Origin of the sequence: Methylobacterium brachiatum (genome assembly GCF_020523825.1) — a bacterium.
GTDB lineage: Bacteria > Pseudomonadota > Alphaproteobacteria > Rhizobiales > Beijerinckiaceae > Methylobacterium > Methylobacterium brachiatum.
Genome location: NZ_JAJALK010000010.1, coordinates 16586 through 28101, shown reverse-complemented (window position 1 = coordinate 28101; position 11516 = coordinate 16586). Strand labels below are relative to the sequence as shown.

Genomic DNA, 11516 nt, shown 5'->3' with positions numbered 1-11516 from the left:
GCGATTGCCACTTTTGCCCGGTTTCTTCGTCCGAATCTACCTGAACTTGGGCAGGGGCCGAGACGGCGGCTCAACCCGCCAGGGGCACTTCGAGCCGGAAGCAGGCGCCCTGCCCCGTCCGCGGCACCGTCAGCGTGCCGCCGAGCTGCCGGGTGAGGCTGCCGACCACCCGCATGCCGAGGCTCTTCGAGCTGCGCCCGATCTCGAAATCCGCCGGCAGCCCGACGCCGTCGTCGGCGACCTCGACCACCAGGGTGTCGAGTTCGCGCTCCGCGCGGACCCGGATCGCGCCGCCGTCCGGATGCGTCTCGGGCGGGTAGGCGTATTTGAGCGCGTTGGTGACGAGCTCGTTGACCAGGAGCCCGATCGGGATCGCCCGGTCGGCCGAGATCCGCTGCGGCGCCGCCGTGCAGGTCAGGGACTGGCCCGGGGCGCCGCTGTCGAGATTGGCCACCAGCTTCTCCAGGAAGGGCGCGAGGTCGAGCTCGCCGGGCACGCCCTCCCCCTCCCCGTCCCCGGTCTTGTCTCCTTGCCGCCAGAGCTGGTCGTGGACGCCCGCGATAGCCTCGACGCGGCTGCGCGCATCCGACAGGGCCGCCTGCACGGCGGGCTCGGCCTCGGCGGCCCGGGCCTGGAGGGCGAGCAGGCTCGCCACGATGGCGAGGCTGTTCTTGACCCGGTGGCTCATCTCGCGGGCGAGGAGATCCTGCCGGGCCAGTGCCGCGCGCAGCAGGCTCTCGGTGCGCTGGCGCTCGATCGCGCCGCCGAGCAGGTTGGCGAAGCCCTGCATGAAGGCGATGTCGGATTCCTCGAACATGCCCTCGCGGGTGTCGTCCACCTCGAGCACCCCGAAGGCCCCGTCCCGGTTCTCGATCAGCACGTTGATCGCCCGGCGGATGCCGTACTCGGCCATCAGCTCGGGCGTGCGGAAGCGGGTCTCCTCGGCGAGATGGTTCGAGATCACCGGCCGGCCGGTCTTGAGGGCGAAGCCGGCCGGGGAGGCGAGGTCGGCCCCGACCCGGGCCTGCCCGATCACCTCCGGGCCCCAGCCGACGCCGGCGCGCACCAGCAGCGTGTCCTCGCCCCGGCGGTATTCCAGCGCCTTGCAGAACTCGGCCCCCATCCCCTGGGCGCACAGCTCCGCGGCCCGCTGCAGCAGGTGGTCGACATCGGTGCCGCGCAGGGCCTCGACGCCGAACTCGGACAGGATCACCTGCTGGCGCAGGCGGTCGCCGAGATCGGGCGGCGCGAGTCTGGGCGCGGCGGGATCCGCGGGCGCGTCGGGGCTGGGTTCCACTGCGGTCTGATCGGTCTGTGCGGTCATGGGCGGCGGCAGATTAGCAGGAAGGCGGTCCCAGGGCGACGCGGAGCTGCGGGCCCGGCTCCGGGACCGCGATCCGACGCGCGCGCTGACGCCGAACCGGCGCGCCTCGCGGCGGCACGCGCTCTAGCCTCCGGCGGCGCATCCGTCGTCGCACCGGATCGTCGCACCGGATCGTCGCACCCCCGCCCGCCCCCGGACCCGTCGGCGCCGGGCGGCGTTCCGTCAATCCCCCGTCTCGAAGGATGGCACCATGGCCGACGATGTGAACGGACTCTCCGACAAGGCGCTCTCGATCTTCGCCTTCGCGGCCTATCACCGCCTCGTCAGCGGCGAGCGGGTCACCTCGGTCATCCGCAAGGACGGCGCCGGCCACGAGGCCGACCCGGCGGGCGTGAAGGAGCTGGAGGAGCGCGGCCTCGTCACCGCCGGCGAGACCGACATCGACCTCGGCGACACCGCCCAGGCCACGGTCGAGGCGATGGTCGCGGCGTTGCGCGGGGAAGTCGGGCGCTGAGGCCTGCCCGCCGCGTCTCGGACCGCCTCTCCGGTCGGTGATGGGACGGGCGCGTCTGAATCGCCCCGTCATTCCCGGGCTCCGCTTCGCGGCCCCGGACTGACACGGTTGGGTGTTCGACCGTCGGTACACATGCCGATCAGGCCGGCGCATAAGGCCTTCCCCATCATCGTCCGACGGGACGCGGCCCGCGGGAGCCCAGGCGACGGCATCCTGAGCCGCATCGCTTTCGGCACCGCGCCCGGACCTGCGGCATCCCGGCCGTGGAAGCCCGGGAACGCCCCCGCCCCCGGCGGCCTTCTCCCGCACCAGACGATGGAGTGCGCGATGAGCAAGGCGAAGGTGAAGACCGGGGACGACGTCACCTACAAATGGGGCAAGGGCACCGTCGAGGGCGCGGTGACCAAGGTCCACACCAAGGATGTCGAGAAGACCATCAAGGGCAACACGGTCAAGCGCGAGGCCTCGAAGGACGAGCCCGCCGTGGAGATCAAGACCGAGAAGGGCAAGACGGTGCTCAAGTCCGTCTCCGAGGTGACGGTCAAGTAAGCGGATCGGCGCAGGCGTACCGGCCTGTGAGCTGGCGCACATAATACCCGCCCCGGGCCTCGCCGGGGGCGGGGGGCCGGCTATCTGTAACGGTTCCAGCCTTTGCCAGCCGGGACCCAGCATGACCATTCCCCTCAGGCTCACCCTGAATGGGCAGGCCCGCGAGATCGCCCTCGACGATCCGCGCGTCACCCTCCTCGACCTCCTGCGCGAACGTCTCGGCCTGACGGGCGCCAAGAAAGGCTGCGACCGCGGCCAGTGCGGCGCCTGCACGGTGCTGGTGGACGGGCGGCGGATCAACGCCTGCCTGACGCTCGCCGTGAGCCTCGACGGCGCCGAGATCCTGACCATCGAGGGGCTGGCCGAGGGCGACCGGCTGCATCCGGTCCAGGCTGCCTTCATCGCCCATGACGGCTTCCAGTGCGGGTTCTGCACCCCCGGCCAGATCATGAGCGCCGTCGGCCTGATCCGCGAGGGCCATGCCGGCACCGATCCCGAGCGCATCCGCGAGGGCATGAGCGGCAACCTCTGCCGCTGCGGCGCCTATGCCGGCATCCTGGAGGCAGTTCAGGACGCTGCCACCCAGAACGAGCACCGGGAGGACGCGGCGTGAGGAACTTCGACTACATCCGCCCGGCGAGCCTGCCGGAGGCCGTCGCGGCCGGGCAGCGTCCCGACACCGCCTATCTCGCCGCCGGCACCAACCTGGTCGACCTGATGAAGGGCGGCGTCACCGCCCCGGCCCGGATCGTCGACATCACCCGGCTGCCGGGTCTCTCCAGCATCGAGACGCTGCCGGACGGCGGCACCCGGATCGGCGCCCTGGTCCGCAACAGCGACCTCGCGCACGACCCGGCCTTCGCGAAGACCTACCCGATGGTGGCCGAGGCCCTGCTGGCCGGCGCCTCGGCGCAGCTGCGCAACGCCGCCACGGTGGGCGGCAACCTGATGCAGCGGACCCGCTGCCCGTTCTTCACCGACGCGGTCTCGCCCTGCAACAAGCGCGCGCCCGGCTCCGGCTGCGCGGCCCTGGGGCACGCCACCCGCATCCACGCCGTCCAGGGCTGGAGCGAGCACTGCATCGCCACCAACCCGTCCGATTTCTGCGTGCCGCTCGCCGCCCTCGACGCGGTGGTGGAGATCGCCGGGCCGGACGGCGCCCGGGAGGTGCCGCTCACCGCCTTCCACAACCTGCCCGGTGACCATCCCGAGCGCGAGACGGCGCTGCGCCCGGCCGAGCTGATCACCGCCCTGCGGTTGCCCCCCGAGGCGGCCGCGTTTCAGGGCCATGCCCGCTACCTCAAGGTCCGCGACCGCACCTCCTACGCCTTCGCGGTGGTCTCGGCGGCAGCGGCCCTCACGCTCGACGGCGCAAAAATCGGCCGGGCCCGGCTCGCCTTCGGCGGGCTGGCGCTCAAGCCCTGGCGGGTGGAGGCGGCCGAGGCCGCGCTCGCCGGCCAGGCGCCCTCCCCCGAGGCCTATGCCCGGGCCGCCGCCCTGGCGCTGGACGGCGCCAAGCCCACCGGCGAGGCCAACGCCTTCAAGATCGAGCTCGCCCGCCGCGTCGCGGTCCGGGCGCTGACGCTGGCCGCCGCCGGGACCCCCGCGCGGATCCCGGCTCTTCCCGCCTCCCCGTTCGGCATCGTCTGAGGACAGACCGCATGACCGCGACCGCCACACCCCAGAACGCCGCCGGCACCCGCCACGGCTCCAGCATCGGCCAGCCGCTGACCCGGCGGGACGGCCCCCTCAAGGTGACCGGCCAGGCTCGGTTCTCCGCCGACAACCTGCCCCCCGGCACGTTGCACGCGGCGCTCTGCGTCGCCCGGATCGCCAAGGGCCGGGTCACCGGCCTGAACCGGGCCGCCGCCGAGGCCCATCCGGGCGTCGTCGCGGTGATGACCCCGGAGAATGCCCCGAAGCTCGCCCAGGACCCGGACGCCAAGGCCGGGCCGTTCATCTTCCGCCTCGACCTGCTGCAGAACGACCGGGTCCGCTACGCCAACCAGCCGATCGCCGTGGTGATCGCCGAGACGCTGGAGGCCGCCACCGAGGGCGCGCGGCTGCTGGCGCCGACCTACGAGACCGAGACGCCGCGCATCGGCCTCGACGCGGGCGACGTGTTCACCCCGGATGCCGTCGGCGTCGGCGCGCCCCCGGCCGAGAGCGACGGCGACGTCGAGGCGGGCCTCGCCGCCGCCTCGAGCACCATCGCGGCCACCTACGAGACGCCGGCCCAGTACCACAACGCCATGGAGCCCCATGCGGCCCTGGCCCAGTGGGACGGCGACCGGCTGACCCTGCACATGCCGACCCAGGGCCTGGCGATCTCGCAGGGACGGCTCGCCGGGCTGTTCGGGATCCGGCCCGACGACATCCAGATCGAGAGCCCCTATCTCGGCGGCGGCTTCGGCTCGAAGGGCGTGCCCTCGGGGCCGCAGGTGCTCGCCTGCATGGCGGCCCGGATGGTCGGACGGCCGGTCAAGCTCGTGCCGACACGGTCGCAGATGTACGGCCCGATGGGCCATCGCGGCCCGACCCGGCAGACGCTGCGGCTCGGCACCGACGCGGCCGGCAAGCTCACGGCTCTGGACCACCACATCCTGACCGCCTCGTCGAGCTTCGACGACTTCTTCGAGCCGGCCGGCCGGGCGACCAGCACCCTCTACGCCAGCCCGGCCATCGCCATCCGGCACGAGGCGGTGCGGCTCGATACCGGCACGCCCCTGTTCATGCGGGCGCCCGGCGAGGCCAGCGGCAGCGCGGCCCTGGAGAGTGCGCTCGACGAGATGGCGCACGAACTCGGCATGGACCCGCTGGAGTTCCGCCTCGCCAACTATGCCGAGGTCGAGCCGATCACCGGAAAGCCGTTCTCCTCCAAGGCCCTGCGCGAATGCTACCGGCGCGGTGCCGAGGCGTTCGGCTGGGCAGGGCGCCCGCTCCGGCCCCGTCAGACCCGGGACAAGGACGGGTTCCTGGTCGGCACCGGCATGGGCACCGCCACCTTCCCGGCCCTGATCTTCGAGGGCATGGCCCGGGCCGAGATCCGCGCCGACGGCACCGGCACGGTGGAGCTCGGGGCGATCGACATGGGCCAGGGCGCCTGGACGGCCTTGGCCCAGATCGCCGCCGACGGGCTCGGGATCGGGATGGAGGCGCTGACCTTCCGGATGGGCTCCTCGGACCTGCCCAATGCCGGCATCGCCGGCGGCTCCGGCCACACCGCCACCGCCGGCAACGCGATCCACGCGGCCTCCCAGGACGTGATCGCCCAGTTGGCGAAGCTCGCCACCGACGACCCGGCCTCCCCGCTCTACGGCGCGGGCAATGCCGGCGTCACCGCCGCAAACGGGCGCCTGACCCGGCGCGACGACCCGAGCCGCAGCGAGGCGTTCGCCGACATCCTGAAGCGGGCCGGGCGGGCCAGCATCGAGGGCCAGGGCAAGGCCGGCGCCGACCCGGCGGCGCAGAAATCCTACGCGATGCACGCCCACGGGGCGGTCTTCGCGGAGGTGAAGGTCGATCCCGATCTCGGCCAGATCCGGGTGAGCCGGCTGGTCGGCGCCTTCGCGGCCGGCCGGGTGATCAACCCCCGGCTGGTCCAGAGCCAGTATTACGGCGGGATGATCTGGGGCCTGTCCTTCGCCCTGCACGAGCGGGCCGAGATGGACCCGCGCACCGGCCGCTTCCTCAACGACAACCTCGCCGAGTACCATCTGCCAGTGAATGCCGACATCCCGGCCATGGAAGCGATCCTGGTCCATGAGGACGATTCCGTGGTGAACACGCTCGGCGTGAAGGGCGTGGGCGAGATCGGCATCACCGGCACGGTCGGCGCCATCGCCAACGCGGTCTGGCACGCCACCGGCGTGCGGGTGCGCGAGATGCCGATCACCCTGGACAAGCTCCTGGGCTGATCCCAGCGGGCCGGGCGGATCTTTGCCGTCCGGCTCCCCGCGTCCGACGGTTCGAACGACGAGAACCCTGCCCGCTCGGGCAGGGTTTTTTGTTGTTTGCCGGGCCGTTCGCTCCGTCTGAGGGACGGCACGGGCACCGCTCCAGGCCCATCACCGGTTCGCACCGTCCCGGCAGCGATCGAGCCCACGCGCCGTAAACTCATACAATTACCGTCCTGCACGGTGATCCGTTCGGCGAATCGCCGGCCCCCGTCAGCCGGGAAACCGGCGCCGGCGCACCAACCCGGCTTCCGGAAAGCGCGGCGGCAAAGGTGAAAAGCGCACCTCGCCGGCCCGATGCTGGCAGGCGGCATTCGGGGCCTCGACATCAGTCAACGACCACAAGAGACTGAGATAAAGTGCTGTTCTACCGGTCGCGCGGCCGATAGGCCGGTGCGAATAGCGCCGCGCTCGGGGACTTGGCGGCGCGGTCGGCAACCCGAGGGATGCGGCTGTTCAACGCGCCGTGCATATGTCATACATATGCTGACCGATCGTCCTGAAGAGGCGGCGGAAACATTCGAACGGGGGGACGTCGATGAGAGGGACCATTTCCATCAAGGCCATGCTCGCGGGCGCGCTTCTCGCGTGGGCCGGCGGGGCCCAGGCGGCCTCGCTGACCGTCGGGTTCTCGCAGATCGGTTCCGAATCCGGCTGGCGCGCCGCCGAGACCACCGTGACCAAGGACGAGGCCAAGAAGCGCGGCATCACCGTCAAGATCGCCGACGCGCAGCAGAAGCAGGAGAACCAGATCAAGGCGATCCGGTCCTTCGTGGCGCAAGGGGTTGACGGGATCCTGCTCGCCCCGGTGGTCGCCACCGGCTGGGATGCGGTGCTCAAGGAAGCGCGCGACGCGAAGATCCCGGTGATCCTGCTCGACCGCGACATCGATCCCGCCGGCAAGGACCTCTACCTGACCGCCGTCACCTCCGACAGCGTCGAGGAGGGCCGGGTCGCCGGCACCTGGCTGACCAAGACGGTCGGCGACAAGCCCTGCAACGTGGTCGAGCTCCAGGGCACGGTCGGCGCCAGCGTCGCCACCAACCGCAAGAAGGGCTTCGACGCCGCCATCGCGCCCCACGCCAACATCAAGCTCGTGCGCAGCCAGACCGGCGACTTCACCCGGGCCAAGGGCAAGGAGGTGATGGAGAGCTTCATCAAGGCGGAGGGCGGCCGCGCGATCTGCGCGGTCTACGCGCACAACGACGACATGATGGTCGGCGCCATCCAGGCGATGAAGGAGGCCGGCCTCAAGCCCGGCAAGGAGATCCTGACGGTCTCGATCGACGCCGTGCCCGACATCTTCAAGGCGATGGCCGCCGGCGAGGCCAACGCCACCGTCGAGCTCACTCCCGACATGGCCGGCCCCGCCTTCGACGCGCTCAAGGCCTACAAGGAGAAGGGCACCGTCCCGCCCAAGTGGATCCAGACCGAGTCGAAGCTCTACACCGCCGCCGACGACCCGATGAAGGTCTACAACAGCAAGAAGAACCTCGGCTACTGACGCGCCCCGCGCCGCCCGACCTCTGCGATCGCATCGTGTCCGATTCCGTCCTGCTCACCGTCCGTGGGCTCTCGAAGAGCTTTGCCGGGCACCAGGCCCTCGCAGGGGTCGACTTCACCTTGCGCCGGGGAGAGATCCACGCCCTCCTCGGCGAGAACGGCGCCGGCAAATCGACCTTCATCAAGACCCTGACCGGCGTCGTCCGGCGCGATGCCGGCGAGGTCTGGCTCGACGGCGAGCCGATCGCCCCGCGCTCGGCGGAAGCCGCGGCGCGGGCGGGCATCGCCACGGTCTACCAGGAGGTCGGCCTGCTGCCGAACCTCACCGTGGCCCAGAACCTGTTCCTCGGCCGCGAGCCGACCCGGTTCGGCCTCGTGCGCAACCGGGAGATGCGCCGGCGCGCGGTCGCGCTGCTCGCGGATTTCGGCCTGTCGATCGATGTCGGCGCGCCGCTGGGACGCTACCCGGTGGCGGTGCAGCACCTCGTGGCGATCGCCCGGGCGGTGGATCTCTCGGCCCGGGCGCTGATCCTCGACGAGCCGACCGCGAGCCTCGACACCCATGAGGTCACGGTGCTGTTCGGCGTGATGCGCCGCCTTGCCGAGCGGGGGATCGGCATCGTCTTCGTGACCCACTTCCTGGAGCAGGTCTACGCGATCACCGACCGGATCACGGTCCTGCGCAACGGCCGGCTGGTGACGGAGCGCGAGACCGCGCGCTTCCCGCGCATCGAGCTCGTGCACACGATGCTGGGCCACGACCTCGCCGAGACCGAGGCGCGCGTGGAGCAGGCGGACCGGCCGGCCCGCGCCGGATCCGGGACGCCGGTCCTGCAGGCGGAAGGGCTCGGCAAGGCCGGCTACCTCCAGCCCATCGACCTCACGGTGGGCAGCGGCGAGGTGGTGGGCCTCGCGGGCCTCCTCGGCTCGGGCCGGACGGAGACCGCCCGCCTGCTGTTCGGCGCCGAGCGGGCCGATCGCGGCCGCATCCGGCTCGACGGCAAGCCGGTCCAGATCGGCGGCCCCCGGGACGCCCTGCGCCACCGGTTCGGCTACTGCCCGGAGGAGCGCAAGACCGAGGGCATCGTCGCCGACCTGACGGTGCGGGAGAACATCGTGCTGGCCCTGCAGGCCCGGCGCGGCCCGTTCCGGCCCCTCGGCCGGGTGGCCCAGGACAAGATCGCCCGCGACTTCATCGCGATGCTCGACATCCGCCCGCCCGATCCGGAGCGGCCGATCGGGCTCCTGTCCGGGGGCAACCAGCAGAAGGCCCTGCTGGCGCGCTGGCTCGCCACCGAGCCGCGCCTGCTGATCCTCGACGAGCCGACCCGCGGCATCGATGTCGGGGCCCATGCGGAGATCATCCGGCTGATCCGCCGGCTCTGCGACGAGGGGCTCGCCCTCCTGGTGATCTCCTCGGAGCTCGAGGAGATCGTGACCTATTCCGACCGGGTGATCGTGATGCGCGACCGGGCCCAGGTGGCCGAGCTCGCCGGCAGCGCGGTCGACCTCACCGCCATCCTCCGGGCGATCGCTGCCGAGGCAGCGCCCGCACCGGTCCCGGAACCCGCCTGATGCGCGTCCTTCGCTCCGGAGCGCCCCAGCTCCTCGCTTTCGCGGCCGTGCTCCTGGCCGACCGGCTCGCCTCGCCGCAATTCCTCGCGGTGCATCTCCAGGACGGGCGCCTGTTCGGCAGCCTGGTCGACGTGTTCAACCGCGGCGCGCCGGTGGCGCTCCTGTCGCTCGGCATGGTGCTGGTGGTGGCCACCGGCGGCATCGACCTGTCGGTGGGCGCCGTGATGGCCATCGCGGGCGCGGTCGCGGCCAGCCTCGCGGACAGCTACCCCCTCCCGGTGGTCCTCGCCGCCGCCCTCGGCACCGGGCTCGCCTGCGGGCTGTGGAACGGCTTGCTGGTGGCGAGCCTGCGGATCCAGCCGATCGTCGCCACCCTGATCCTGATGGTCGCCGGCCGGGGCATCGCCCAGCTGATCACCGAGGGGCGCATCGTCACCTTCACGTCGCCCGATCTCGCCTTCCTGGGCGGGGGAGCCCTGCTCGGCGTGCCGATGCCGGTGGTGCTGGTCCTCGTCATGCTGCTCCTCACGCTCGCCCTGGTGCGCGGCTCGGCGCTCGGCCTGATGATCGAGGCGACCGGCGGCAATGCCCGGGCCAGCGCGCTCGCCGGCATCGACACACGGTCGGTGACGGTGGCGGTCTATGCCTGGAGCGGCCTCTGCGCGGCGCTCGCCGGCGTGGTCGCGGCCGCCGACATCCTGGGCGCGGACGCCAACAATGCCGGCCTGTGGCTGGAGCTCGACGCGATCCTGGCCGTGGTGGTGGCCGGCTCGTCCCTGCTCGGCGGGCGGTTCAGCCTGTGGCTGGCGGTGCTCGGCGCCTTCATCATCCAGGCGATGAACACCGGAATCCTGCTCTCCGGCCTGCCGCCGGAACTGAACCTCGTGGTCAAGGCGGCGGTGGTGCTGGCGGTGCTCCTGCTCCAGTCGCCCCGCCTCTCGGGCCTGACCCTGCTGCTGCGGAAGCCGTGATGAGCCGCAACCTTCCGGTCCTGGTCGCCGCGCTCCTGTTCGCGGCCGGCTATTGCCTCTGCGCGACGCAGTTCCCCGCCTTCCTGACCACCCGGGTGGTCGGCAACCTGCTCACCGACAGCGCCTTCCTGGGCATCGTCGCGGTCGGCACGACCTTCGTGATCATCTCGGGCGGCATCGACCTCGCGGTCGGCTCGGTGGTCGGGTTCACCACGGTGTTCCTGGCGCTCGCCATCGAGCGCTGGGGGATCCCGCCGCTCGCCGCCTTCGCGATCGTGCTCGGGGCCGCCGCCCTGTTCGGCGCCGCGATGGGCGCGCTGATCCACATCTTCGAAATGCCGCCCTTCATCGTGACCCTGGCCGGCATGTTCCTGGCCCGGGGCGCGGGCTTCCTGCTCTCCACCGAGTCGGTCCCGATCAACGCGCCCCTCTACAGCGCGGTCGCCGACCTGTCCCTGAGCCTGCCCGGCGGCGGGCGCCTGACCCTGACGGCGGGGGTGATGCTGGCCGTCTTCCTGGTGGGCGGGGTGCTGCTCCACGCCACGCGCTTCGGCGCCACCGTCTACGCGCTGGGCGGCAGCCGCCACACCACCGGGCTGATGGGCGTGCGGGTCGGGCGCAACACCATCGCGATCTACGCCCTGTCGAGCCTGCTCGCGGCGCTCGCCGGGATCGTGTTCTCCCTCGACACCGCCTCGGGCACCCCGCTCTCGGCGGTGGGCGTCGAGCTCGACGCCATCGCCGCCGTGGTGATCGGCGGCACGCTGCTCACCGGCGGCCAGGGCGGCATCCTGGGCACGTTCCTCGGCGTGATGATCGGCGGCCTGATCCAGACGGCGATCACCTTCGACGGGACCCTGTCGAGCTGGTGGACCAAGATCGCCACCGGCCTGCTGCTCTTCGCCTTCATCGCCCTGCAGCAGGGCTCGGTGGCCCTGGCCGGGCGCTCCGGTCGGGCCGCCCGCCCCCGCGCCGGGCAGCAGCCGGTCGTCCGGCCGGCCGAGGCCCGGCCCTGACGGCGCCGGATCTTTTTGGCACAGCCGGCGACCACCTTTCCGCGGGATGCCCTATGATCCCCGCCCGCGCGGCCGCCCCCTCGGCTGCCCCCTTGCCGCGCGACGGAG

The 11516-nt window shown here is 72.1% G+C and carries 10 protein-coding genes; 9 read left to right on the top strand and 1 reads right to left on the bottom strand.

What is annotated here, in order from left to right; genetic code table 11:
• Nucleotides 1-70: 70 nt before the first annotated feature.
• On the bottom strand, nucleotides 71-1324 hold the full coding sequence (locus tag LGR69_RS20615) for a sensor histidine kinase (protein ID WP_205836166.1): 1254 nt from the start codon (nucleotides 1322-1324) through the stop codon (nucleotides 71-73).
• A 250-nt stretch (nucleotides 1325-1574) separates the two neighbouring features.
• Here LGR69_RS20615 and LGR69_RS20610 point away from each other — a divergent pair, with 250 nt between their 5' ends.
• The 9 genes from LGR69_RS20610 (at nucleotide 1575) to yjfF (ending at nucleotide 11408) form a co-directional block, all read left to right on the top strand.
• Nucleotides 1575-1838: a hypothetical protein gene (locus LGR69_RS20610; protein WP_007560496.1), complete on the top strand. Its 264-nt coding sequence runs from the start codon at nucleotides 1575-1577 to the stop codon at nucleotides 1836-1838.
• Between the two features lie 327 nt (nucleotides 1839-2165).
• Nucleotides 2166-2387 (top strand): hypervirulence associated TUDOR domain-containing protein, encoded by a 222-nt coding sequence (locus LGR69_RS20605; protein ID WP_050734692.1) that lies wholly within the window; start codon nucleotides 2166-2168, stop codon nucleotides 2385-2387.
• A gap of 121 nt (nucleotides 2388-2508) precedes the next feature.
• Nucleotides 2509-3000: a (2Fe-2S)-binding protein gene (locus LGR69_RS20600; RefSeq protein ID WP_230367197.1), complete on the top strand. Its 492-nt coding sequence runs from the start codon at nucleotides 2509-2511 to the stop codon at nucleotides 2998-3000.
• Complete coding sequence (locus LGR69_RS20595; RefSeq protein WP_230367196.1) at nucleotides 2997-4037, top strand: FAD binding domain-containing protein; 1041 nt, start codon at nucleotides 2997-2999, stop codon at nucleotides 4035-4037. Before LGR69_RS20600 ends, LGR69_RS20595 begins: the two co-directional genes overlap by 4 nt.
• 11 nt (nucleotides 4038-4048) lie before the next feature.
• Complete coding sequence (locus tag LGR69_RS20590; protein WP_230367195.1) at nucleotides 4049-6304, top strand: xanthine dehydrogenase family protein molybdopterin-binding subunit; 2256 nt, start codon at nucleotides 4049-4051, stop codon at nucleotides 6302-6304.
• Between the two features lie 577 nt (nucleotides 6305-6881).
• On the top strand, nucleotides 6882-7847 hold the full coding sequence (gene ytfQ, locus LGR69_RS20585; protein ID WP_370881389.1) for a galactofuranose ABC transporter, galactofuranose-binding protein YtfQ: 966 nt from the start codon (nucleotides 6882-6884) through the stop codon (nucleotides 7845-7847).
• Nucleotides 7848-7882: 35 nt separating this feature from the next.
• Nucleotides 7883-9421, top strand: a complete 1539-nt coding sequence (locus LGR69_RS20580) for a sugar ABC transporter ATP-binding protein (protein ID WP_230367194.1) — start codon at nucleotides 7883-7885, stop codon at nucleotides 9419-9421.
• Nucleotides 9421-10392, top strand: a complete 972-nt coding sequence (locus LGR69_RS20575) for an ABC transporter permease (RefSeq protein ID WP_091864489.1) — start codon at nucleotides 9421-9423, stop codon at nucleotides 10390-10392. Before LGR69_RS20580 ends, LGR69_RS20575 begins: the two co-directional genes overlap by 1 nt.
• A complete protein-coding gene (gene yjfF / locus LGR69_RS20570) occupies nucleotides 10392-11408 on the top strand; it encodes a galactofuranose ABC transporter, permease protein YjfF (protein WP_230367193.1) in 1017 nt (338 codons plus the stop codon). Before LGR69_RS20575 ends, yjfF begins: the two co-directional genes overlap by 1 nt.
• Nucleotides 11409-11516 lie beyond the last annotated feature (108 nt).

Excerpts from the sequence above, each read along its gene's own strand:
- LGR69_RS20615 (WP_205836166.1), bottom strand. The coding sequence starts at position 1,324 with ATGACCGCACAGACCGATCAGACCGCAGTGGAACCCAGCCCCGACGCG.
- LGR69_RS20610 (WP_007560496.1), top strand. The coding sequence starts at position 1,575 with ATGGCCGACGATGTGAACGGACTCTCCGACAAGGCGCTCTCGATCTTC.
- LGR69_RS20605 (WP_050734692.1), top strand. The coding sequence starts at position 2,166 with ATGAGCAAGGCGAAGGTGAAGACCGGGGACGACGTCACCTACAAATGG.
- LGR69_RS20600 (WP_230367197.1), top strand. The coding sequence starts at position 2,509 with ATGACCATTCCCCTCAGGCTCACCCTGAATGGGCAGGCCCGCGAGATC.
- LGR69_RS20590 (WP_230367195.1), top strand. The coding sequence starts at position 4,049 with ATGACCGCGACCGCCACACCCCAGAACGCCGCCGGCACCCGCCACGGC.
- ytfQ (WP_370881389.1), top strand. The coding sequence starts at position 6,882 with ATGAGAGGGACCATTTCCATCAAGGCCATGCTCGCGGGCGCGCTTCTC.
- LGR69_RS20575 (WP_091864489.1), top strand. The coding sequence starts at position 9,421 with ATGCGCGTCCTTCGCTCCGGAGCGCCCCAGCTCCTCGCTTTCGCGGCC.
- yjfF (WP_230367193.1), top strand. The coding sequence starts at position 10,392 with ATGAGCCGCAACCTTCCGGTCCTGGTCGCCGCGCTCCTGTTCGCGGCC.